Annotated in this window: 24 protein-coding genes; 20 read left to right on the top strand and 4 right to left on the bottom strand. The window is 38.4% G+C overall.

All coding sequences use genetic code 11. The features are described from left to right. Position 1 precedes the first annotated feature (1 nt). From EJ063_RS07565 to EJ063_RS07655, 19 genes are all read left to right on the top strand, one after another. Positions 2–532: a type III secretion protein gene (locus tag EJ063_RS07565; protein WP_126573572.1), complete on the top strand. Its 531-nt coding sequence runs from the start codon at positions 2–4 to the stop codon at positions 530–532. Continuing rightward, positions 522–1,016, top strand: a complete 495-nt coding sequence (locus tag EJ063_RS07570; protein ID WP_126573574.1) for a hypothetical protein — start codon at positions 522–524, stop codon at positions 1,014–1,016. The genes EJ063_RS07565 and EJ063_RS07570 overlap by 11 nt, the downstream gene beginning before the upstream one ends. Beyond that, a complete protein-coding gene (locus EJ063_RS07575) occupies positions 1,013–1,531 on the top strand; it encodes a tetratricopeptide repeat protein (RefSeq protein WP_208640362.1) in 519 nt (172 codons plus the stop codon). Before EJ063_RS07570 ends, EJ063_RS07575 begins: the two co-directional genes overlap by 4 nt. A gap of 51 nt (positions 1,532–1,582) precedes the next feature. After that, positions 1,583–2,833, top strand: coding sequence for a type III secretion system translocon subunit SctE (locus tag EJ063_RS07580; RefSeq protein WP_126573576.1), 1,251 nt, complete (start codon positions 1,583–1,585; stop codon positions 2,831–2,833). A 16-nt stretch (positions 2,834–2,849) separates the two neighbouring features. After that, complete coding sequence (locus EJ063_RS07585) at positions 2,850–3,641, top strand: type III secretion system protein (RefSeq protein WP_126573578.1); 792 nt, start codon at positions 2,850–2,852, stop codon at positions 3,639–3,641. A 42-nt stretch (positions 3,642–3,683) separates the two neighbouring features. Next, complete coding sequence (locus EJ063_RS07590; protein ID WP_126573580.1) at positions 3,684–4,181, top strand: hypothetical protein; 498 nt, start codon at positions 3,684–3,686, stop codon at positions 4,179–4,181. A gap of 23 nt (positions 4,182–4,204) precedes the next feature. After that, entirely contained in the window at positions 4,205–4,606 is a 402-nt protein-coding gene (locus EJ063_RS07595) for a hypothetical protein (protein WP_126573582.1), read from the top strand. Between the two features lie 2 nt (positions 4,607–4,608). Then, on the top strand, positions 4,609–5,211 hold the full coding sequence (locus tag EJ063_RS07600; protein ID WP_126573584.1) for a hypothetical protein: 603 nt from the start codon (positions 4,609–4,611) through the stop codon (positions 5,209–5,211). A 279-nt stretch (positions 5,212–5,490) separates the two neighbouring features. After that, positions 5,491–7,494, top strand: coding sequence for a hypothetical protein (locus EJ063_RS07605; RefSeq protein WP_126573585.1), 2,004 nt, complete (start codon positions 5,491–5,493; stop codon positions 7,492–7,494). Positions 7,495–8,150: 656 nt separating this feature from the next. Beyond that, positions 8,151–8,756 carry a hypothetical protein gene (locus tag EJ063_RS07610; RefSeq protein ID WP_126573587.1) on the top strand — a complete coding sequence of 202 codons (606 nt, stop codon included), beginning with the start codon at positions 8,151–8,153 and terminating at the stop codon, positions 8,754–8,756. Then, positions 8,753–10,633 (top strand): FHIPEP family type III secretion protein, encoded by a 1,881-nt coding sequence (locus tag EJ063_RS07615; protein ID WP_126573588.1) that lies wholly within the window; start codon positions 8,753–8,755, stop codon positions 10,631–10,633. Before EJ063_RS07610 ends, EJ063_RS07615 begins: the two co-directional genes overlap by 4 nt. Further along, positions 10,626–11,672 (top strand): EscU/YscU/HrcU family type III secretion system export apparatus switch protein, encoded by a 1,047-nt coding sequence (locus EJ063_RS07620; RefSeq protein WP_126573590.1) that lies wholly within the window; start codon positions 10,626–10,628, stop codon positions 11,670–11,672. The genes EJ063_RS07615 and EJ063_RS07620 overlap by 8 nt, the downstream gene beginning before the upstream one ends. Beyond that, positions 11,659–12,501 carry an OmpA family protein gene (locus tag EJ063_RS07625; protein WP_126573592.1) on the top strand — a complete coding sequence of 281 codons (843 nt, stop codon included), beginning with the start codon at positions 11,659–11,661 and terminating at the stop codon, positions 12,499–12,501. Before EJ063_RS07620 ends, EJ063_RS07625 begins: the two co-directional genes overlap by 14 nt. A 49-nt stretch (positions 12,502–12,550) precedes the next feature. Then, a complete protein-coding gene (locus tag EJ063_RS07630; RefSeq protein ID WP_126573593.1) occupies positions 12,551–12,901 on the top strand; it encodes a hypothetical protein in 351 nt (116 codons plus the stop codon). Beyond that, positions 12,888–13,901, top strand: a complete 1,014-nt coding sequence (locus tag EJ063_RS07635; RefSeq protein ID WP_126573595.1) for a hypothetical protein — start codon at positions 12,888–12,890, stop codon at positions 13,899–13,901. The genes EJ063_RS07630 and EJ063_RS07635 overlap by 14 nt, the downstream gene beginning before the upstream one ends. Then, positions 13,901–14,416, top strand: coding sequence for a hypothetical protein (locus tag EJ063_RS07640; RefSeq protein ID WP_126573597.1), 516 nt, complete (start codon positions 13,901–13,903; stop codon positions 14,414–14,416). The genes EJ063_RS07635 and EJ063_RS07640 overlap by 1 nt, the downstream gene beginning before the upstream one ends. A 2-nt stretch (positions 14,417–14,418) precedes the next feature. Beyond that, positions 14,419–14,652 carry a FliM/FliN family flagellar motor switch protein gene (locus EJ063_RS07645; RefSeq protein WP_244225163.1) on the top strand — a complete coding sequence of 78 codons (234 nt, stop codon included), beginning with the start codon at positions 14,419–14,421 and terminating at the stop codon, positions 14,650–14,652. A 28-nt stretch (positions 14,653–14,680) separates the two neighbouring features. Further along, positions 14,681–15,142: a hypothetical protein gene (locus EJ063_RS07650; RefSeq protein ID WP_126573599.1), complete on the top strand. Its 462-nt coding sequence runs from the start codon at positions 14,681–14,683 to the stop codon at positions 15,140–15,142. Positions 15,143–15,256: 114 nt separating this feature from the next. Next, entirely contained in the window at positions 15,257–16,465 is a 1,209-nt protein-coding gene (locus tag EJ063_RS07655) for an IS256 family transposase (protein WP_126573601.1), read from the top strand. Between the two features lie 23 nt (positions 16,466–16,488). Here EJ063_RS07655 and EJ063_RS07660 read toward each other — a convergent pair whose 3' ends face one another. Further along, positions 16,489–16,830 carry a hypothetical protein gene (locus EJ063_RS07660; protein ID WP_126573603.1) on the bottom strand — a complete coding sequence of 114 codons (342 nt, stop codon included), beginning with the start codon at positions 16,828–16,830 and terminating at the stop codon, positions 16,489–16,491. Between the two features lie 186 nt (positions 16,831–17,016). Further along, the gene (locus EJ063_RS07665; protein WP_126573605.1) at positions 17,017–18,372 is read right to left on the bottom strand and encodes a hypothetical protein; all 1,356 of its coding nucleotides are present in this window, start codon (positions 18,370–18,372) and stop codon (positions 17,017–17,019) included. Positions 18,373–18,926: 554 nt separating this feature from the next. On the opposite strand from EJ063_RS07665, the gene EJ063_RS21245 reads away from it, so the two are divergent. After that, positions 18,927–19,130 carry a histidine kinase dimerization/phospho-acceptor domain-containing protein gene (locus EJ063_RS21245; protein ID WP_244225164.1) on the top strand — a complete coding sequence of 68 codons (204 nt, stop codon included), beginning with the start codon at positions 18,927–18,929 and terminating at the stop codon, positions 19,128–19,130. 448 nt (positions 19,131–19,578) lie between these two features. On the opposite strand, the gene EJ063_RS07675 is transcribed toward EJ063_RS21245, so the two are convergent. After that, complete coding sequence (locus EJ063_RS07675) at positions 19,579–20,769, bottom strand: amino acid aminotransferase (protein WP_126573607.1); 1,191 nt, start codon at positions 20,767–20,769, stop codon at positions 19,579–19,581. Between the two features lie 210 nt (positions 20,770–20,979). Further along, positions 20,980–22,485: an HD domain-containing phosphohydrolase gene (locus tag EJ063_RS07680; RefSeq protein WP_126573609.1), complete on the bottom strand. Its 1,506-nt coding sequence runs from the start codon at positions 22,483–22,485 to the stop codon at positions 20,980–20,982. Between the last annotated feature and the right edge of the window lie 91 nt (positions 22,486–22,576).

Consider the following 22,576-nt stretch of genomic DNA (forward strand, 5'->3'; position numbering starts at 1 on the left):
AATGAAATATATATGGATATTTGTCCTCCTGATTATTTCTGGCTGCGACAACATTGACCGACAGAGAGTTGGAAGTTTTTCAACAGGTGATGTTGCAAATAAAGCTATAGTTCTGCTCGAAAATAAAGGGATTGAGTCTAAGATCGTTTTTGAAAAAGAAATGTATCATATTGAAGTTAACACCGAGCATGAAATGAATGCGAGAAGGCTACTTTCTGAATTTAATTTTTATTACAAGAGCTTAGATCTCAATGATTTGCTCGAGTCAAAATTTTCCAGTCTAAGCAAATTAGAAACAATAAAAAGTAATCTTTTGAGCAGTAGAGAGTTGTCTAATAAACTAAACGTAATACCTGGAATATTAAAAGTCGAAGTTGTCACTAGTGGTGATGAAGAGAAGCAATACTCAGTTATTATCCTTTCCTTAGAACCTATAACAGAGAGTAGAAAAAGAGAAATCAAACAATTCTTGACCGGTGTAATTAAACCGAGTGATAAATTGACAGTGAGTTATTTAGTCAATGAGGTATAGAAGTTGGGATGAAAATAAAAAATATCAGTTATTTTTGCATCAATCACTAACAAAGAAAAAACTATCTCAAGAAGAGTATACATCCTTAACAAAATTAAATGAAGATGAAGTGTTGTTTATATTTTCACTTAATAAACGGGAAATGTTGCTCATGCTCAGAAAGATCGGGTTTATTTTTTTAGTTAGTGAAGCCTTGCTTTCAGAGAAAAGATCTAATTACATTAGGCAATCTAGAAACATACTAAACAATAAAGAGATTCTTTGGAGCAAAACTGTAATAATTTCAAATGTCAGCGATGATATGGTGAATAATATAGACGTTGTAGAGCTTGGAATTGAAGTTTTATCAATATATAGCGAAAAAATAGCAGTCGCCATATCATGTAGGTTAGGCTATACAACGCCCAGTAGATCACTATCTGTAGATAATAAACCTAGGTTAACTTACCTTATAATGATGATAAAAAAGGGATTAAAAAAATGAAGCCAAGCTCTCGTATTTCAGAGAAAGACCTGAACAAAATGGTTGAGGAGTTCAAAGAAGAACTTGATATATCTGTTTTCGAAAACAATATTCATCAAATAAGAAAAAAGAAAAATATTGGAATTCATCAACTTAAATTAATGTATAAGACTGGTGAAGAACTCTATAATAGTTATCAACTTAAAGAAGCTGAGACTCTTTTTCAAGCATATACGGTTCTTAACCCATACGATCATCGAGGGCCAGGTTGTCTAGCGTCTATATACTTAGAGCAGGGGCGTTATAAGCAAGCACTAGATACGTTAAAAATTCTAAGGTCATTCCCAACGTGCCACCTAGATGAAGTATTTATAAATATTTCGCTTTGTCACTATAAGTTGGAACAGCACGATGATGCTGTATCAGTTTTAATGGTAGTGAAAAAAGACACATTGAATACATTTTACCAAACTAGGTACGATTATTTAAAATCGCAACTGAACCCTTATTTATCTGGGGCCTGTTTTTTGGCTTGACCATAGATAGCAAGGCTAGAATATTATTTTAGTAAATGATAAAGGAACATTATGCAAATTTATTCTGCTCCAACAATAACGCCTTTTGATATTGGCGATGATACAAGTGCTAATAAATTGGCTGACACCGACGTCAGTAGCTTCGTTCAATCGCCAACTCAGCCGCTCCCTGGAAGCAGTGTTGAATTGACAGAGCTTTGGCGAATCGTAAAAGCTCAGATGCAACTTGTCGTTCAATCAATGTCTGGTACTTCAGCAGATAACAATGAAACAAAGAAAACAATGATTGAAGTTCAGAGAGATAATAAAATCCAAGAACTTGATAAACGAATGGAGGATATGAAATCCCAAGAAAGGTCAAATAAAATATCGAATATATTTCAAAAAATCGGAACAGCGATTGGCTTTTTATTAGCAGGGCTATTAGCACTCGTCCCAGGTTGTCAAACTGTTGCTGCTGTTATGATTGTCGGTTTAGTTGCCTCACTCGTCATCCCTAAAGCTGCGGATGCAATAATGAAGGCATGTAATGTCCCTGAAGATACGAGGGCATGGGTGACTATGGGGCTAACCATCGCTATTGGTGTTATTAATGCGATTGCAAGTTTTGATCCAAAAGGGTTGGTTACAGCTGCAGGCAAAGCAGTAGCCACGAAGGTAGGTGCCTTCACATCCTTTGTTGCTAGTGCAGCCTCAACTGCAACGACCAGTGTATCAGCATCAGCTACAGCAGCAACAGCAGCAGCAGTAGCTGCCAAGGTTGCTAAAGCGGCATCACAGGTAGTAGACACCATAATGGACTTTTTGAATAACGTTCTGAAGCTATTAAAATCGATCAAATCTATCACGACAATTAGTGATAAATTGTCGAAGGCGACCCAAAATATAATGGACGTCATGCAGCCGATAATGAATAAAATTAATTCAATTGGTCGCTTTTTAGGCAAGGTTGCTGATGGGGCTGTTGACTTCACTAAGTCGGCATTTGATGAGTTTGTTAAAATCATTGACGAACTTTTAAGTGGCAGTGAGAAAATTATATCACGTTTAGAGTCCTTCGCTACCGCCGCAGACCTAGGAACACTAACTGTGCAGACTGGATTTTCTTTGAAATCATCTGCCATTCAAAAAGACCTAACCATATCAAAGGCAAAACAGGAAGCTTTTGAGGTTCGAATCGGCGAAATTATTAAATCATTGGATGAAGCAATGAAAGCTGCTTCTCGAGCATTTGAGTCACTAGCTAATATCAACTCGAGCTTCAGTGAATTTCAAAAAAGAAACTTACAAATCCATTTGTAAATAAAGGAATATTAATATGATCACATTTCCAGCACCAAGTAACGTAATGGCTACTAATACAGCTGAGCCAACGATGTTGCCATCAGACCAGAAGATGGGGGCTCAGGAACAAAAGTTTTTAGCTTTAGGTGAGCAGTTACGGACTTATGAAAGCGGCGACCTAACGGTCTCTGATAATATGCAATCCGTCATTCTTTCAGGCTCAGACGGAAAAAAGACAATGTCCATGAGTGATCTACTTGCACTGTTTTCTCAAATTATTGCATCGTCCTCAGAATTGCGAAACCAAATGATGCACGATCGAATTGAAGCTGGAGTAGCGACACACGAGTTTGCAGAAGCCATTGCTGGCGACAAGGCGAAGGATGCAATGGTGAAATTCGGTATTGGATTAGCTAGTGGTGTTGCTGCAATGGGAGGATCAATTTGTTGTGCAGCAAAGGTGTCATCTGGTAAAGCTGCGCGAGATGAACATGTAAAGACCCCTGATGGGAAGCCTGGCAAGTTAGCCGATTTATCCACCAGTGATCAGAACACATTGCAGGCTGATCTAACCAGAGCAAACTCAGCTAAGTACTCTGCAATATCAGATTTAGCCGCGAGAGGTGATAAACTGATTGGTAATGCAAGTGAGATGATGCATGCGAGCGAAGTTCGTAAGCAAGACGAAGCCCAAGCAACGAAAGACTTAAAGATGCAACTGGATGAGCAATTAAACCAATTCATTTCTAATCTGGTCTCCGAAAGTAAAGCACTAAATGAGATGTTGGATGTAATCGTACGAGCTAATGCAGTAACCAACCGATAATTAGTGGAGGGGATGAGCGTATAAACGCTCATCTCAATTATTATGCAGTCAGTTTCATTTTCAGTGCGAACAGAGCGGACAGTATCCGTCAATGAAGTTACTAAGCCAAAGTCATCTGATGACTCTAATACTCCTAAGCGTGTAAAAGATGTAAAAAGGTCTAATAAGCGCCAAGAACAAAAAAAGCGCATCATTAGCGTGGATCGCGATCAGACTACACGCCAGCAACACCGTGCTATTCGTCAGTTTTTAAGTCTGCAAAGGCATGCAATTCAAGACTGGAAAGGAACAGCAGATCAACTTCCTGAAATGAAGGATTTATCAATTTCACAAAAGTGGGTATTGGAAACAGTTCGTATAAATACATCATTATTCCCTAAGTTTATGAAAGATGAAATTGATATGACGTTAAATAAATATCCAGACACGGTAAATCAAAATTACTCAGACAGTAATATTTTATCTGAGTTATTGACAAGAGATAATAACATTGCTGAAATTTTGTCAATATATAAAATAGTTCGAACTCACTCATTTTAGAATATTCGTTTGGTTGGCATTTAATGGGAAGAATATCACACTTTAATCTTAATAAAAATAAACTAGATCCTTATGCATTAATTGTCTCTAAGTTAAGTAGACTAAGTTGGAATGGTTCAATAGATGTAGAGCAAAAAGTCGACAAAAGAAGACTGATTGAATGGTTTGCCTTATTACGAGATTATTCAGATGAGAGTGCAGAAAAAATATTATGTCGCGGGTTATTAGACAATGAATTTCATAATATTACTTTCACTCTTCAGTTGGCTCAAAATAAAGACTTTTACAACATGCCATCAAATGAATTTTACGAATTAATTTTTAATTTTGTAGACGCGACACCTGAATGCATCAAAGATTGTTTAACTGGACACGATTACTCAATGAGTAGAGAAGTTTTAGCCCTCCTTTCGAAGAAAAGGTAGTAATGAAGAATATAGTTAATTTTGAACCTCGCCTTAATATAGGAAGAGAAGTTTTCAGTAATATCAACGTTATGGCTGGCCGGTCATTAGATAATGGTATATTAAAAATTGATTTTGGCAGAATAAGGTATACTAGTGATATATTAAATAAAAGTACTACTGAAGAACTTTTTGAGTTTCAGATTATACGTGATGGAATAAATATATCGGTATATGTTGATGGTTCTATTGTATGGAACATGTTCAGTATCGATGCTAAGTTGTTTGATGTAGACTATATAAGCTACTTAACTCAAAGGTACTTTGGATGGTACGGTATTAAACTGATTAGAAAGGTCGAACACCATGATTTTAATCTTTTATCACTCGTATTAGCGACTCTTATTTCTGCCGATGACATCCAGATCCCATGTTACGTTAATGTAAATGAAGTGGAAATAGATACACATCTTCTCACTTTAAGAAGACAACCTAATTTACCGCCAAATCTTATGCTTTATGCAAACATTACCCAATTTCAAACTACACTTAACGTGGATGAAGTTAGGGATTTAGATTCAGGTGACGTTGTTTTTGTTAAAAGGAAAGCGAACGATGGGCGATGATTATGTAATTTCTTTTTTGGCTTTGTTGGAGCGAAACGAACGATATGTGTTCAAAGAGTGCTTAGAACACATATTATGTCCTTTTTTCCCATTTATCACACTTGTACATACTAGTAATACCGGCCAAGTGATAGATACCTTGACGAAGATTCAAGGACGTCTTAATGGGTATTTTATTCGTGTTGATGGGTTCCTTATTATCGCAGTAAATCCTGAATTATATGATTCTGAAGAAATAATGAGGCAATTATATAATGTTAATACATTGGTAAGATTAAAATGATAGAACAGGCCCTAACCGTCGCAAAAACCGCCTCAACCGAAAAGTTAGGTGATAGCCCGAATATATCTGATATAAATAAACCTAATAGTATTACGAGTACGCTTCCTTTAGTATCACCAACACAATCATCTCCTCCACTTGGGCAAGAACAAATTAGCCCAAATTCAGCCGAATTTCGCGAGCCTCTGCTTGATGAGTCGACATTCGCCCCGCTTATGCTTGAAAAAGAAAGTAAGTCACCAAAAGCTAGCTCAAAAAAAGTAAAAAAAGTCGAGAAAAAATCGAAAACAAGTAGCGCTAAAGATAAAAAGATTAAAACTAAGGCTACAAAAGAGACAGATCGTTCAAAAAAAGAAGAAACAAAAAGGCCAGGGGAAGTACATCTTTCTAATAAAGTTTCTAACAGCTCGAAAATAAAAACGCAATTGGCCGTTAATGGCGCTGGCTTAGCCTTAGGTGCTGCGCTTGCTATTCCTACAATGGGTATATCTTTATTACCTACTGCGTTTTTCTTAGTCTTCTTTAATGTAGGCGCTCTTACCATGTACGGTGGTCATGTATATTTTTCCGGTGGCGATGACGATAAGCCTGAAGAACCTGATACTAAGCCTAATGAAGAACCGAAAACCAAACCTGTGGTGATTGAAGATCTAACAGATGAAACAGATGATACAGGGGTTAAAGATAAGGGTAAAGGTGACGGAAAAAACTTTATTTTTACTTACAGTCCAACGCAAAATAATTATATAACAAATAACAACATAGATAACAGCCGTAATGTAACAAATAACAATGTAGACAATAGCAATAATGTAACAAATAACAATGTAGACAATAGCAATAATGTAACAAATAACAATGTAGACAATAGCAATAATGTAACAAATAACAATGTAGATAATAGTACACACACAACTAATATTATTACGAACAACTACTTCCTTCAGCATGCCGGGCTCGATCCAAATACTAAGATTTTGTCTAGCAAAGTAGTGAGTGAAGACGATCTAAGAGAGGCAGCAGGTCAACAGCTTAATGGGAAAGTTCCACCACAGGTTAATTTTGTAATTAATAATATTAACTCAATGAATACTCAGGTTTTCCAAATTAACTTGGCTAATAATCAAACTGTATATATGGGAATCCCGCAGGAAAAACAGCCTGAACCAGAGTCAGAGGAACCTTTCGTTTTTACCATGAATGGTCCTTCTGTGCCTAAGTCGGCGCAAGAAGAGCCTGTCGTTCTTGACATGGGTCTTCCTCCTGTGTCTAAGTCGGCGCAAGAAGAGCCTGTCGTTTTTGACATGAGTCTTCCTTCTCTGCCTAAGTCGCCACAAGAGCCAGAGGTTAAAAAGCCAGAGGTTAAAAAGCCAGAGGTTAAAAAGCCAGAGGTTAAAAAGCCAGAGGTTAAAAAGCCAGAGCTCAAAGAGCCAGAGCCTGCGATAGATGCGAACCTACAGAATCTACTAGACAGTGAAGGTGAATATGCGTCTATTAGAATACCAAAGTACGTTGTAGATCCAGGTAAGCCTGTAGTTAAACGTCCTCAAACATCAAAGGCGGTCTCAAGAGCGGGTAAGCCCGCTAGGCCAACAGGCCAAGTAAAAATGACTGGTAAGCGGCAGGCAGCCCCTATTGCTAGAGTCCTCGCTTCTGATACCCAGGTGACTGTTGTTCCTGTAAGGCTTCCTGAAATAGTTCAAGAAGCTAGAAATGATCCAAGTAAACTTAATGAGTTAAAAGAACGTTTGTTGGACGAAGTGGACAGGAAGCAAAAGGCGCAATTCAAAAAAGTCGGGGGAATAGCTCAGTATAAACGTCAGTTTGGAGCAAGAAATGAAGAAAAGATACTGCTATTAGATGCTTGGGCCAAAAAACGTTCAAATCAGAAATATAGATTACCAAAACTTTCTGATCTTAAAGTTGTTGGAGAAGGCTACAAGGCGAAACTTGAAATCTCCAATCTGACGAAGGTGAAATACCACGAACCGTGGGAATAGACTCAGAACTGTATGTTGGCTGATCTTGTATAACTTTATTAAGATTCATTGCGGCTTTCAAGGAAAGCCGCTTTGACATTCACAGAAAAATTCATATCGTTAAGTAGCTGTCCCCGCACCAGCATTTTTCTAGGGGGACAAGAGGTTTACAGCCTTATTTTACGATACTTCATGGCAACTTTTGTCGTAATCATCGTTCGCTGACACTGAATGAATCTTTCTGAGAAGTGGGTTCAATAATGTTAGGAGAGCCTTACTAGATCAATATTGACGAATCTGATTTTTGTCCTGATAGCACCACAGGTAACGTCGTTAATGTGTGCTGTGGTTTGTGCGAAGCCCTACGTTTATCACAACCATGCTTTTTAACTTTCCACTCGCCCTTCCCAAAGGATTTAAGATCTGTTGAAGCAATTACAATATTGCGCATTGAGCGTTTAGATTCGTTTTTGTATTCAATCTCAACTGTCTATTAGGAACGCATTGCCAATGCAAATTTAGAGTCGATAAAACCTTGAGCGCACGTAATGGGAGAGACTTTATCCCGCAGGCTAATTGTAGGGAAAACCACAAATTTTAAGACTAGACAAACATCTCTTAACGTTGTAGTCTAAGTTCCAATCAGTACGCAGAACTGTAAAATTAAGGGCGAAGCGATGTATATAGTTATTGATAAGGAGTTTACTGGTGTTCCTAGTATAATGAGGAAACCTAAAAGGCACTCGAACCTGATAAAGGTTGAAGAGCTCAAACAATACTATACCGCACAGTCGTTAGTTGAAGGAGTAGATAATCAAATTGAGAGCCTTCAGGAAGCGCTAGAGGAACAAGTTGCATACATTGTTAACGAAAAAGAAGAGGTGCTAAACGAACAGGTATTGGCGCTATTCGAAAATGCACAATCTGAACAAGCACTTATTCAAGATGAATGGTCCGAAAGAGCTTATGAGGCTATTAATAACCTCATCCAAGAAGAAAGAAAACAGATAAACGAATTTAAGGAAGAACTCAGGGAATTAATCTTAAATAGAGTCAGGCTTTGCTTACACTCTTTAAGTGATAATGAGGACTTTATATTATTCTTAATCAATATTTTGAAGAATGAATTTAATGATATAGATGAAATTCAAAGTGTTGATATTAAGAGCGAAGGGAAAAACTCGATTTTAACTATTATGAATGACAATAAGATTCTTACTATCGATACGAGTGATGTCGTATCGAAGTTAGTAGAATCATTAGGTAATTTAAACGAAGTATGAATAAATTTAAATCGTTTAACTTAAGCAGTATACTCATCGCGTTGCTCTTACCAGTAGTTATACTTGTTTCATTGCCGGGAATGATAATTGATGGGCTAATATTAATTAGTTTTATTTCTTCAACTCTACTTTTAGTTATAATGTTGGACAACAGTGACCCACTGAAGGTAACTTTTCTTCCTACATTTGTTCTACTATTAACCACATTTAGACTTCTATTATCAATTGCAACTACGCGAAACATTATAGCAAATGAAGATGTGGGCAATGTAATCGCGACTGTCGGTGATTTTGTGATGGATGGAAACTTGATCTCTGGTCTGTTGATCTTCGTCATTATCACAATTGTTCAGTTTCTTGTGGTGACAAAAGGTAGTGAAAGGGTTGCAGAAGTAGGGGCTCGATTCTCACTTGATGCGTTGCCTGGGCGACAGATGACGATCGATAGTGATTTGAAGAGTGGTCTGATCACTAATGAAGAAGCACAAACTCTACGTGCAAACTTAGCAACAGAGAACAAGCTCTTTGGTTCGTTAGATGGCGCCATGAAGTTTGTTAAAGGTGACTCTATTGCAGGGATACTAATCAGCCTTGTAAACCTTTTTGGTGGCATCTATGTTGGTATTAACCAGTTTGGCCTATCACTTGGAGAAAGTGTCGATCTTTTTTCAGTACTAACTATCGGTGATGGATTAGTTTCACAGATACCAAGTCTACTCTTGTCTGTTGCTTGTGGTGTGTATCTAACTCGAATTAAAGGGCAATCAGAAAAAAAACAATCCTATATTTCCCAAGTTGCGACTCAAATTACAGATACTTGGTTAGTTATCGCTTTTTGTGCCATGATTCTTCTTATTACGGCAATTTTTGTACCTAGCTTATCTGTTATCGCTATTATTATAGCTATTATTTTGGGAGGGATTTCATTTTACCTCCATTGGTATTCGAAGAGTTCAAGTGAAACTGTAGTGAATTTTGAACCAAAAGGAAGCGGTATCTATGAGTCGCTAAAGTTTGTACTCAAAGATGCAGATGTTCAGCCAGTCATTAAAGAGCGTTTAGATGACATAGAAAGTAAACTGTGGAAAGAAAAATTAGGAACTCCTGCAATTATTATCGATAAAGAAATCGAAAATGATATTGAAGTTTATATTTCCAACCTACATGTCTATTCATTTAATAGTAGTAACTCTCAAGAATTAGTGAGCATCCTTGATGATGAAATATTTATACAATACAGTGACCTTAAGGATAATATATCGTCTATAGCTAATTACTTCATTTACCGTCAGTTTGTAAATAAATATAATTTGCAAATTAGTTCGAATATTGTTGATGGGTTAGCTGTTAAAAGCGATGTAATGAAATCTGAATTAGAGTCGGCGATTGGTATCAACCGAGTTCATGACGTATTAAAAGAGATGATACGTTCTCCAGAATTTTATTTGGACCAGGTTAGTTTTTTCGAATCACTTATTTATTGGTCAAGGATTGATAATGATCCTAATAATTGGTTTCAAAGAATTCGAGAACAAGCAAAATATGATATAACCTCTCGACTGATAACAAAAGAAGGCGGAATATATGTTGCTATTTTTAGTCCTTTTGTCACGGAGTTGATAACAGATTTTGTAACTGGTGAAAATGAAGACTTTGAAGAACTCATCTCTCTGCGTGAAAAGACAAAAGCTGAGATCGTACGTTTAACGAAGCAGTTTGGTTCTAGACCAACAATTCTTGTCAACCCAACAGAATTATCGATAGTGAAAAGGTTTATACAAGATTTTATATTTACGATCAATGTTTGTAGCTATTCAGACATTACAGATCAAAGTAGAATTGTAAGTACAGAAACGATTAGTTTGCCAAATGTCTGATGATAGTTCAGAACCTAAGGTATTTCCACCTAGCGCTAAAAAGCTATTAGACCTCAAAAAGAAGGGACAAATACCAAAAAGTGAACTTGTTGAGCCAACACTCGATGTTGTTGGGTTTTGTTTAATAACAACCTACTTCCTGTATTTTATCTTCGATAATTGGAACTATATATTCGAAAGTGTTTTGTCGGATAATGTCGCTAATGTAACGACGATGCTAATGGAAGGTTTATATAGCGTTTCATTTGTACTTCTATTTCTAAAAATAGTACTAAGTGTTATAAATTGGACTGCTATCAAGAAAGGTATATTCAGCACAAGTGAGATAAAATTTAAAATTGAAAAAGTAAACCCAGTTAATGGTTTTAAGAATAACTATGGGCCGGATGGGATTGCAAGGTCATCTAAAAAGCTTGTTGAAGCTTTGATGCTCCTATTTATATTAAAGTACATATTTGATGTAATAGGGACAGAGGAGTTGGATCGATTAAGTAATATTAATAATAAAACATATTATATTTATCAATTATTGTCTTACATTATAGGTCTATGTGTGATATTTTTTATATATGGTACGGTGGTCGGTATTGTTGATTTCACATTTGAGGATTTTCAATTCAAGAAAAAGAACCGGATGACTTTCACAGAATTAAAGAATGAAATGAAAGATACAGAAGGGAACCCTGAAGTTAAATCTGAACGTAAGCGGTTGATGAAAGATATAATGCAAGAGCCAATGTCGAAATCTCGAAAGCCGACATTTGCACTTGCTAATCCAACACACATTCTTATACCGATAAGTTATGACTGGGCAACCGGTAAGACACCATATGTCTTAAATATTAGTACTGACTCTCTCGCACAACATGAAAAACAGAAGTTGATTGATAGAGATATTCCGGTAATTGAACATGTTCCTTTAACAAGAGCAATTTATAAGTCTATGAAAACGGGAAATGCAGAGATACCACAAGAATTTTACAAACAAATTGCATTTATATTAGATGCATTAGAGCGATACCAAAATGAAAATAAATAGTCTCGTTTTATTTGTTATAGCACTTATACAAGGTTGTGCTTCGACGTACAAAGATAGTTACATAGCTTTTGAGCACGATTGGCGATTAGACATCTATAATTTAGTTTACGTAACCAGTCATGATATCGAAAGTACGCGTTACTGGGTACGTCAGGAACCAGTATTTCCAGAAGGTTCTCCCCATCAGCTCGCATGTATAGAAATCAAACAATTGAATTCACCACAAGCTTTCTACATTGCGAACATTAATACGTATGGAATGCAAGAAGTTAAAGAGTGCAACGAAAATTTCTGGGCTTTAGACAACTATATATCTCATAAGACTTTGTATGGTTCAACCTCAACCCCTACTAACGAAACTAGTACAGATACAGCGATTATCGATAGAAATGAAAGCAGTCTAATCGATCAATACGTAGTAAAGAATAGTCAAAAAAATATTAATCTGAGTAGTAATCATAATTATGAAGTTGGCTCTGATGTAAATGGCGGATTTGAGCTTTCATTTAGTGACCTTTTTGTAGTTAATGAAACAGCTTTGATTCCTGAAAAAATTGAAGTTTTACGTGGTATAGCAAAGGAGTTAGTAAGCTTTCCTATTAGCAGAATTGAAATTTATGGTGTTGCTGATTCATCTGGTCCATATAAAAAGAACAAGACTCTCGCTTCTGAGCGTGCTAATACAATACATGAATTCCTGCAGGAAAATGGACTAGATAGAGTGAAAATGTCGTCAATTGGTACGGTAGAAAATAAACTAAGCTCTCCAGAGGAGCGTGTTAATCAGCGTCGTTTCATCATAAGAGTGGAGTTGGTAAAAAGTGAATAATAATTCTAGATATAGCTTGTTAATATACGAAATATCAAGGCTCATGAATATGGGAGATTCGAATTATACAAATGGAAATGTACTAAAATGTCATTATGATAAAGTCAGTTGTTCAGTCGAAGATGGAAACAAAGTACATGAGAAAGACCAAATCTTGTTAATCTGTGAGCCAAAGGAGCCTTTGGAGGAACATATAGACGAGAAGAAAGCTCTGCAGCTTAATGGCGATTTCTCCATGACGAAAGATGGTTACTTATCTACATTAAATGGAAATACAATTTATTTTATTCGATCTATACCAAATACAGTGGATGTGCGGGTTTTAATGAAGGAAATCGATAAAAGTCAAAATATATTTACTAATCTAATTGATGAAGTGTTATGTGATGTGGTTTATTGAGTTTATCGGTGGGAAGTTTAATAATTTGCAGCTTCCAATTGATGAATATTTGACGCTGTCGGGTAAAGAGTCATCAGAGAATGACAACGTCCTCCTCTTACCAGAAATTCTAGCCAATGACACTAACCTGGAGTTTAAGATTGAGTCCGGCGTTATTAATCTTTATGGATTGAAGAAAAAAAACAAGGCTAAGAAGATAAAGTCAAACTTTATTTATAATGCCCATGGTTTGAAATTTTTCGTATACTTTTCAGGTGATAGAAATCCTAAGGAAAGTGTGAGTAAATTTAAGGCTATGATGCCTTTTTTTTGCATCTTTATGAGTTTAACTGTTCTTACTCACTTTCAAGTGAATAACTATTTGCTTAGTAAGAGGTCAGAAAAGTTGGCATCTTCTTTCAGTTTGTTCAATGGAGGATATTTTTCTGATGGAGTTCTAAAATTACCGTCATCAGAAGCGTTTCTTTATTTATCTGAGCCTGCTAAAGCTATGAGTGAAGTGTCAAAAAGTAGCCATGATCGAATTAAAAATCTTTATATTTCTGTTATCTCGAGTTTCGATAATGAAAACGTGGAATATGAGAAGGTTGAGCTCGCTGACTTTACTCAAATTATAGTTAATGATAACCGGGCGGAGAATATAGTAATGGAGGCGCTTGGTTCCAGAGGTATAACGTTTAAGTTAGTAGGCGACACATGGTTGGTTTCTGATTATCAAGCTGCCTCTGACGTAATTGAGTTTAAGGGTGTGAGTTTAAATGGCAAGAAATTAAAAGAATCTCACAATTTTATTGAGCATATCGATAGAGAAGCGTTCTTTTATTCTATTTTTTATTCAAGTACTTCTGAATCATATATTTTCGATGATAAAAGAAAGTATTGGATAGGAAGTGAGGTACCGTTATTTGGAACTATCCAAGAGATACTAGATGATAAAATAGTTTTTAAATCTGGTAAGATTAATAGAGTTTATAATTATGATATAGGTGAGAGTGAATAATGAGTAACGTACTTTTCGGTTCAGTTAACAACTGTCCATTGACAATGATTGATGATGTATTATCTGAGCATAAAAATGTACGGTCCTTAGTAGCGGAAGACTTATCACAACAGATTGTTACTTTATCTTCAGCTATTGCTGAAATTAATAAGCTGTGGGGCGAACTTATGGTTCTTGCACTGCCAAGTACAGACCCGAGTGACAATGGTGAGAGAGTTGACTTGACTGATGGGGGTGCAATTGAAGCTATATTGAATCAGCTTACAGTACAAATTCGCACTGCATTAGACGATCCTTCTGCGGACTATACTGAAATTACAGCTGGAGAAGAAACGCCTAATTATGCTCAGCTACAACAGATGAATGCATCAATGACTGCTTTATCTGACAAGATTCAAGTTGATATAGATACTTATCAACAAGAATTTAAAAATGAAATGACCACAATTACCTCGACACAAGAAGAAGTCAAGGAAATACGTCGTACTATTATTTCACTATCACAACCGGGGTAAATATGGACATTGATGTTGATATTGATATTGATATTGATATTGTTATTGCAAACTGCAAACTATCTTTAAATGAGCTAAATAATTTACAATCAGGTGAAATTAAAAATATTGAAAATTTCTCTCAATCTAGTGTTCAGCTTAAAAGCGGTAATCAATTGGTCGCTGAAGGAACGCTATTAAACTTAGATGGGGAGTTCGTAGTAGCAATTGATGGTGTAAATGAGATTGAACAGTAATTTATAATACCTTCGTAGGAGTACAAAAATGAGTGGAACAATTAGTAATATTTCTTTAACCACACCTAAAGAGATAAATAATAAAAAGGATTTAATGGATTCGGTTGATCTGTTAAGGACAAATATTAAAACAGTACGAAATTCCTTTAAGGTTGATCCTGGTACGGAAAATGCGGCAAAAGCTAGGGCTGCTCTTAATTCTGTTGAAAATATTTTGCCTATAAACAGAGCACTGCAAGTAATGGACAAGCAGCTGACACAAGTGCAAAAAACTAAGACTATGCAGGCTACATATGAATACAATTTGGCTGATGTTCAACTATTAATGGCCAGTCGTGAGTCTGAACTCTCTAGTAGCCAAATGAACGAGCTTCGAGAATTTGAAGGAAAATATAGAAACGTCATTGACCGTTGTAAAGGCCTATCTGAGGCGCCGATATCCCCAGGCACGCATAGTATAAACATGGATTACAGTTTTAAAGAATCCTAAATAAGGCTTAGAAGTCCTGATAATGGCGGTATTTGACTCTGTAAATAATCTGAGAGTGTCCTGAATTCTGTGTAACTGTCTAAACTTAAGCCTTAAAGGCTAAGGATGGACAATATGGATAAGAAAGCACTCGAAGCTTTTGCTCGTGAAGCAGCAAAGTCAATTAAGACTGAATCTGATCTTGATGACTTCCGAAAAATGTTAACCAAGGTGACCGTTGAAACGGCGTTAAACGCTGAACTCGATGAGCACCTTGGATATCAAAAACACCAATCCAGAACCAGCTCCAACTCCCGCAATGGCTACTCGGGTAAGTCAATCATCACCGATGATGGAGAAGTCGATATCGACGTCCCTCGCGACCGTGAAGCCAGCTTTGAACCTCAACTCGTACGCAAGCACCAAACTCGATTTCAATCCATGGACGACAAGATATTGAGCTTGTACGCGAAAGGCATGACCACACGTGAAATCGTTGCAACGTTCAAGGAAATGTATGATGCCGATGTCTCTCCTACGCTAATATCAAAAGTAATCGACTCGGTGCTTGAGCAAGTAATTGAATTGCAGTCGAGACCTCTCGACGAAATTTACCCTATCGTCTATCTCGATTGTATCGTGGTTAAGATGCGTCAAGATAAGCAAGTCATCAACAAAGCTGTCTACCTTGCATTGGGCGTGAACATGGAAGGCCAAAAAGAACTGCTCGGTATGTGGCTCTCTGAAACGGAAGGTGCCAAGTTCTGGCTTAACGTGCTGACTGAGCTTCAAAACCGTGGGGTAAAAGACATCCTTATCGCTTGCGTTGATGGGTTAAAAGGCTTTCCTGACTCTATCAACACCGCATTCCCAGAGACGCAAATACAGCTCTGTATCGTCCACATGGTGCGAAACTCAGTTAAGTACGTCCCTTGGAAAGACTACAAAGCGGTGACAACTGACCTGAAGAAAATCTACCAATCAGCCACAGAAGATGAAGCTCTGCTGGCTCTAGAGCAGTTCTCTGACCGATGGGACAGTAAGTATCCTCAGATCAGCCGGTCCTGGACGGCACATTGGGACAACCTCAACACCTTGTTTAATTACCCAGAGGATATTCGCCGAGCAATTTACACGACTAACGCCATTGAATCTCTCAACAGCGTTATTAGAAAAGCGATTAAGAAGCGCAAACTCTTCCCAACGGATGAATCAGCTAGAAAGGTGATCTACCTGGCTATCCGAGATGCTTCCAAGAAGTGGACGATGCCAATTAGAAACTGGCGACAAGCTCTAAACCGATTTATGATTATGTTCGAAGACCGACTCACTGAATACATGTAACCCAGGCAGTTACACAGAATTATTTACAGGGGCAATTTTTTCAACTGCGTTTGATATTTATCATCTTTCTCAAGAAGCTTTTGTAGTTTCGAATGTGTTATGTCATATCCAGTTTGATTGAACTTAATTCGTTTGGCTCTTGTTTTTGGATCTAAGCAAACTCTATGTGTATCGTTCCCTTCAAGTCTCTGTATTAGTTTGTCCTGAGCCTTGAGCTTTTCCCCAAGTTTTAATATTTCCTTGTCGTTGTCAGCTATCTTTTGTTTTATTTTATCGATATTTTCACTCAATTTATGGCTTGTAGGGTTTTCTTTCGAACTGCTTCTAGTAAGTACGACAGATAGAACCTGATCCACTAAACTCATATTACTTCCTCATATTTAAAACGTGCTACTAAATTCCCATGCCTATAGGCAGTTTGGTACAACTCTACCGCTATGATATGGGTCTACTTATCGTTATTCTTTCTTCATAATAACTAATGTTTTAATATTATCATTTGAAGTGTTAATGTAAAAACCAACATAAGCTTATTATACTGGCCTTTGGCCTTAGATATTTCTTGAAGAAGCTAGCCTCTGATCCTTCATAATTTGTAACCAATATTTTAATGTTTGTTGTATTACTTTTGTTGCATCACCGACTCGGTTCAATTCAGCTATTTCGTCTTCAGTGAGCTCACGAGATGGGAAGTTTTCAAAATGTAAAACAAGATGACTACTTTTGATACCAGCATTCGCTCCTTGGTTGAAATCTAGTTGGCCCCCTGTATCAAACGACCAGCCTGGTGAAGATGAGCCACCATGCGGAAATTTTGCAACAATATAAGCATCTAACTCGCCGTCAGCGACACTGAGTAAGTTTTCAATATATGCTGCATCATTTGTGAGTAGGCCCGACCATTCATCTTCAGATATCCCTTCAGCTGCTGCGCCTGCGAGAATATACAACTTATGTACCGGAGATATTTTTTCTACGGCTGCACCTTGCTCAGAAAAGCTAACGTTTGGTATGCTAAGGTTAACGTCACCCGATGTGTCCAAGTAATTTGTTCCAGCGACTCTTAGCGCATTAGAATTCGCTGTTGAACTCGAAAAAAAATCTATAACCTGAGCTGTAACACTGTCAACTGCTATTTTTCCACCCACCTCACTTGATAGTGTGTGGACGAGGTCATCGAGAAACCAATTAATGATATCTTCAGGTGACTCAGATCCAATACCTTGATACTTAGCATGAGCCCCGCTACCAAAGTTTTCAGTAATGTTTCCCGTGTATTTTTCCAATTGCGCATCAGTTAGACCTAGCATACCACCGATATCGAGCCCCCAGGCCGCCTCGTTGTGTGCCATATCTAAGATCATTAGTTGCATTATATCTTCGTATTCAGTCTGTGTTAGAGACGGCGTGGCCAGCAGATCATCTAGCATTATATCCAACATGGGATTGATCACTGCACTTCCCCCTTGAGTCCACGCAGATATATCAGACACTAATTGAGATTGGTCCATTACGCTATCAGCTAATTTTTTTGCTATATCGTACTCGGCGAGGGTTGTACTACTCATAATACCCATGCCACCGGATGTTTGCGACGGAGAACTTAAGATACTCATGCCACTTGGTTGTTGCGATGGAGTACTCATAATACCCATGCCACCAGATGGTTGTGATTGACTCTTCATAACAGACATCATAGACACCAGTCCGTCAGTTTGAGATTGGTGAGCCTTAGATAGTGAACTTATATGCGTCTCGATATTTTTAGGCTCTACATTCAAGTGCCCATCAGCTTCTATAAACAGAGACTCTGCTTCAATTAAGGGTGAAACATCCGTTTTTTTGGCCCCTACGGTAGGGATAGCTTGTGTCAATACCGAGGGGTACTGAGAAATCAACGCACTCACTGTATATTCCTCATATTTTAAATCTTACAGTATTGCATATTATTAATGTATTCCCATGTCAATGTCCATTGCTTTTTGGTGTAAATAATAAACACAACGTTTTTTAGACTTCTTAACAATTTCTTTGGCGCTAATACGTGAGCAAAAGTAGGAGATCGACAATATGTAAACACTAGAGGGTTGAGCAGCGCCGCTTAGCCATTCTGGAAAACAATAAAACCTTGGTGCTAGAGAATGATCAAGTGGATCTAAGTACACTTGAAGAGTTAGACAATGCAAAAATAAGCACCGCGTCTACGCGAGCAACAGTGGCCCAATATCAAGAGAATCTTGAGAAGAGCAAGCGCATTCAGAATGGAAACATTCTGGTTTCACAGCTGAACCGAACTTTCCATTAGTGCTGCGTGAGACGCCATTAGCAAGTGCACAAGCTAAACTTGAAAATGCACAAGAATCCAAGAAAAATCGCAAAACGATTTAGAAAAGACAGAAATTCCTTGGCTTAACTGATTCAATCAAGACTCTGGTCTGTACAAGAAAGCTTAGAACGAGAGATGAGTTTTCTTGGATATGCTAGCCATGAGTTAAGAACGCCGATAGCTGTCACCCGAAACAACTCGGAATTGCTGTGTAAGATGATCTCAAAAGGCATTCCGTCGGAAAAACAACTCGTGGTACTAGATCGAATCGAACGTGCGGGTTTCACCATGACCGATCTCACAGAGACCCTGCTTTGGTTGAACCAGCCAAGAAGGTAAGTCTAAACAAGTTCACGCTGGTGGGCTTACACAGCAAGTGGAGACGACATAAAGTGAATACAGACGATTCAAGGCTCGAACTTCCTGAAGGCTTATGTCATTTCGTGATAACAAGTCTGATATGAACGTATCTCATCATACTCAAAATGGGGAAGTAGGAATTGTCCAGAAAGGCAAGGAGCTTTCGATTGTAAACCGTAATCTGAGCAAGAATACCTTGGTTTTGGGCTCGGTCTAGAATTGACCAAGCGCTTAATCAGTCAATATGATTGGACATATACCACAGCGCAAATTGACTCTGACTGGGAAGTTGATGTCAGTTGATAGTTTGGGGTCAATAAGCCTATCATTTGGTGAAGTAGAATAACGATTAAAAAATGCCAGTCACTTTTTAACTGTCTGGCATTTGGTTTATTTACAGGCTCTTTTTCGTTATTAACGTTAACTATTACAGAACAGCTGCAATACCTTTACACAGTGGCAGCATGTTCGCTTTAGTCATGCCAGCAACACTGATACGGCCTGAACCTACAATGTAGATAGCAAACTCGTCTTTAAGACGGTTAACCTGCTCTTTGCTTAGACCAGAGAATGAGAACATACCGTTTTGGCGTTCGATGAAGCTAAAGTCAGCGTCTACGCCTTGCTCTTTCAGTGTGCGAACGAACAGTTCACGCATCTCTTGAATGCGGTCACGCATCTCGGCAACTTCCGCTTCCCATTCTGCACGAAGTTCAGCATTGTTTAAGATCTGCGTTACAACAGCACTACCGTGAGCTGGTGGGTTAGAGTAGATAGAACGGATGATCGCTTTAACTTGTGAAAACGCCGTGTTTGCTACTTCGCTTGATTCTGCAACAAGAGTGAAGGCACCAACACGCTCATTGTACAGACCGAAGTTCTTAGAGAACGAGCTCGCTACTAGGATTTCTTTGTTGTATTTAGCAAAGATACGTAGGCCTTGAGCGTCTTCTTCAACGCCTTTTGCAAAGCCTTGGTAAGCGAAGTCGAATAGAGGAAGCAGTTTCTTCTCTGCAATGAGCTTAGCCAGTGTTTCCCACTCTTCAGCTGTTGGGTCGATACCGGTAGGGTTGTGACAACAGCCGTGTAGAAGAACGATATCACCTTCTGCTGCTTTAGACAGATCAGCAACCATAGAGGCAAAGTCTTTGTCTTTCGTTTCAGCATTGTAATAGCTGTACTGAGCCGTTTCGATACCCGCTGCGGTGAATACACCATTGTGGTTAGCCCACGTTGGGTTACTGATCCAAATTTTAGCATCGCCTAGTTGACGTTTGATGAACTCACCTGCGACGCGAAGTGCGCCCGTACCACCCGGGGCTTGAGCTGTTTTACCACGTTGCTGCGCAACGATTTCAGAGTCTTCACCAAATAGCAGTTTTTGAACAGCTAATGCGTACTCTGCAGTACCTTCGATTGTTAAGTATGATTTGGTTTTTTCCGTTTCAACCAATGCAGCTTCGGCTTTCTTAACCGTTGCAAGAACCGGTGTTTCACCTTGTTCATTTTTGTAAATACCAACGCCTAGGTTGATTTTTTCTGAGCGAGTGTCTTTTTTAAACTCTTCAGTAAGGCCAAGAATAGGGTCCGCAGGAGCAGCAACTACTTTTTCAAACATAATCGTCATCCGTGTTAATCGAAGGGGAAGATATATAACTGAGTTATTTATACCTGTCTAATCAGGCTGAGACAACAGCCAGAGGGAAGAAAGTGGTGAAATATAAAGCTTTAGCTATCCCAGTGAAAAAATCACGCCATTTAATGCAACTATCCCTTAGCAAAGTAGACTAGGGGATAGCTCAATGGGTTGAGTATTGCGACAAGTCGGTTAGGTTCGAGCCGCTTGTTCGAGAAGCTCTATTTCTTGCTGATTTTCTTTGGCTTCCATACCGCGATATTTATCAGCAATTGCAACAAATTCGTCTTCAATGGCTAGAAAAGCGTCAACAAGCGCTGGATCAAAATGACTACCGTTACCGTCAAGAATAATGGCTTTTGCTTTTTCATGGCTGAACGCTTTTTTATACACGCGTTCGGAAATAAGTGCGTCATAAACATCTGCTATCGCCATTAAACGCCCTGAAAGAGGGATTTCTTCACCTTTTAACTGGTTTGGATAACCTCGGCCATCCCACTTTTCGTGGTGAGTGAGTGAAATTTCTTTCGCCAATTGAAGGAAAGAGTTACTGCCCAATTGCTTCTCTGCCATAGAAAGTGCTGTTGCACCAATTTGAGGGTGACCTTTCATGACCTCAAATTCAGCATCGGTCAATTTTCCGGGTTTGAGCAAAATATTGTCAGGAATCCCGACTTTCCCTACGTCGTGAAGAGGTGCTGACTTATACAAGAGTTCAATGTAGTCAGGCGTTAACAAGGGTTGATATTGGTTGAACTGGCTTAAATGTTGCGCCAAAGCACGGACGTATTCTTGAGTCCGTAGTATATGAGCCCCCGTTTCATTGTCACGAGACTCAGCCAGCGCTGACAGGCTAACAATCGCTACGTCACGGGTGGTTTTGACTTCTTCTTGACTGTTTTCAAGGCTGCTCAGCATTTGGTTAGTCAGTGATGCCATAGAGCCTAATTCGTTGTGCTCGAAGACCGGCACTCTTGCGCTTGTATCACCTTGAGTGACGGCAATGAGAGAGGCTTCTTGGATCTGGAGGATTTTGCGCATGACTTTAGACCAAAGCACCATAATGGTCACCGCATAACCGCCAAGAACAATCGAGATGTAGATGAACTCTTTGATGATACTGATTTTACCAGTGCCATCGAGGACATACATAGGGTTGTGTTCGAGCCAAAAGATATCTTTTACTGCAATCATGGTCAGCATCGAGGTGAGCGTGATCAGTAGCAAGCTGACGAGTAAAATCATCTGCTGAACCATCGATTGTCTTTGACCGCTCAATTCAAATTCGTACTGTTGAGAGGTTGATAACTGACTAAGTTGATTCAATTTGGCGCAGAGCTGCAAGATTAAGCCAGTGAAGAAGCCAAATAACGTCATCCCAAACAGAACCTTAAGATTGCTGTCGAGAGTGAAGTCATACTGTAGGTTGTAAAACAAGGCTAACGGGAGACTGGCGAAGAAAAATAGTGTCGCATCCAAACGAGCTAGTCGGTTTTCTTGAACGAAAGAATGGTTGTTTAACAAAAAGTGTCGAACCAAGAAAACTGCAGAGAAGGTAACGCCGACATGAAACAATATTTCCCATGCAGAAAGTGTTTCAAGCATTGGGCATACACGCCCACCATAGGTACCAAAAATCAGAGCTGCAATTGCATACAACTTAAGCGTGAGTGGCCCATTATAATTCGAGTTCACCATCATCTAGCCTTTATGTCGTCACTGTTTCCATCATAGTCTTTCTAGATATCCATATCTGTCGTTTATAAAAGACCTGAAATCATATCTTTAA

Origin of the sequence: Vibrio aquaticus, from assembly GCF_003970385.1 — a bacterium.
GTDB lineage: Bacteria > Pseudomonadota > Gammaproteobacteria > Enterobacterales > Vibrionaceae > Vibrio > Vibrio aquaticus.

What these genes read in the sequence shown, in the direction of transcription:
- EJ063_RS21245 (WP_244225164.1), top strand. Translation starts at nt 18,927, where the DNA reads ATGAGTTTTCTTGGATATGCTAGCCATGAGTTAAGAACGCCGATAGCT.
- EJ063_RS07595 (WP_126573582.1), top strand. Translation starts at nt 4,205, where the DNA reads ATGGGAAGAATATCACACTTTAATCTTAATAAAAATAAACTAGATCCT.
- EJ063_RS07620 (WP_126573590.1), top strand. Translation starts at nt 10,626, where the DNA reads ATGTCTGATGATAGTTCAGAACCTAAGGTATTTCCACCTAGCGCTAAA.
- EJ063_RS07660 (WP_126573603.1), bottom strand. Translation starts at nt 16,830, where the DNA reads ATGAGTTTAGTGGATCAGGTTCTATCTGTCGTACTTACTAGAAGCAGT.
- EJ063_RS07645 (WP_244225163.1), top strand. Translation starts at nt 14,419, where the DNA reads ATGGACATTGATGTTGATATTGATATTGATATTGATATTGTTATTGCA.
- EJ063_RS07630 (WP_126573593.1), top strand. Translation starts at nt 12,551, where the DNA reads ATGGGAGATTCGAATTATACAAATGGAAATGTACTAAAATGTCATTAT.
- EJ063_RS07680 (WP_126573609.1), bottom strand. Translation starts at nt 22,485, where the DNA reads ATGGTGAACTCGAATTATAATGGGCCACTCACGCTTAAGTTGTATGCA.
- EJ063_RS07590 (WP_126573580.1), top strand. Translation starts at nt 3,684, where the DNA reads ATGCAGTCAGTTTCATTTTCAGTGCGAACAGAGCGGACAGTATCCGTC.
- EJ063_RS07600 (WP_126573584.1), top strand. Translation starts at nt 4,609, where the DNA reads ATGAAGAATATAGTTAATTTTGAACCTCGCCTTAATATAGGAAGAGAA.
- EJ063_RS07605 (WP_126573585.1), top strand. Translation starts at nt 5,491, where the DNA reads ATGATAGAACAGGCCCTAACCGTCGCAAAAACCGCCTCAACCGAAAAG.
- EJ063_RS07640 (WP_126573597.1), top strand. Translation starts at nt 13,901, where the DNA reads ATGAGTAACGTACTTTTCGGTTCAGTTAACAACTGTCCATTGACAATG.
- EJ063_RS07570 (WP_126573574.1), top strand. Translation starts at nt 522, where the DNA reads ATGAGGTATAGAAGTTGGGATGAAAATAAAAAATATCAGTTATTTTTG.
- EJ063_RS07655 (WP_126573601.1), top strand. Translation starts at nt 15,257, where the DNA reads ATGGATAAGAAAGCACTCGAAGCTTTTGCTCGTGAAGCAGCAAAGTCA.
- EJ063_RS07580 (WP_126573576.1), top strand. Translation starts at nt 1,583, where the DNA reads ATGCAAATTTATTCTGCTCCAACAATAACGCCTTTTGATATTGGCGAT.
- EJ063_RS07610 (WP_126573587.1), top strand. Translation starts at nt 8,151, where the DNA reads ATGTATATAGTTATTGATAAGGAGTTTACTGGTGTTCCTAGTATAATG.
- EJ063_RS07565 (WP_126573572.1), top strand. Translation starts at nt 2, where the DNA reads ATGAAATATATATGGATATTTGTCCTCCTGATTATTTCTGGCTGCGAC.
- EJ063_RS07625 (WP_126573592.1), top strand. Translation starts at nt 11,659, where the DNA reads ATGAAAATAAATAGTCTCGTTTTATTTGTTATAGCACTTATACAAGGT.
- EJ063_RS07585 (WP_126573578.1), top strand. Translation starts at nt 2,850, where the DNA reads ATGATCACATTTCCAGCACCAAGTAACGTAATGGCTACTAATACAGCT.
- EJ063_RS07575 (WP_208640362.1), top strand. Translation starts at nt 1,013, where the DNA reads ATGAAGCCAAGCTCTCGTATTTCAGAGAAAGACCTGAACAAAATGGTT.
- EJ063_RS07675 (WP_126573607.1), bottom strand. Translation starts at nt 20,769, where the DNA reads ATGTTTGAAAAAGTAGTTGCTGCTCCTGCGGACCCTATTCTTGGCCTT.
- EJ063_RS07635 (WP_126573595.1), top strand. Translation starts at nt 12,888, where the DNA reads ATGTGGTTTATTGAGTTTATCGGTGGGAAGTTTAATAATTTGCAGCTT.
- EJ063_RS07615 (WP_126573588.1), top strand. Translation starts at nt 8,753, where the DNA reads ATGAATAAATTTAAATCGTTTAACTTAAGCAGTATACTCATCGCGTTG.
- EJ063_RS07650 (WP_126573599.1), top strand. Translation starts at nt 14,681, where the DNA reads ATGAGTGGAACAATTAGTAATATTTCTTTAACCACACCTAAAGAGATA.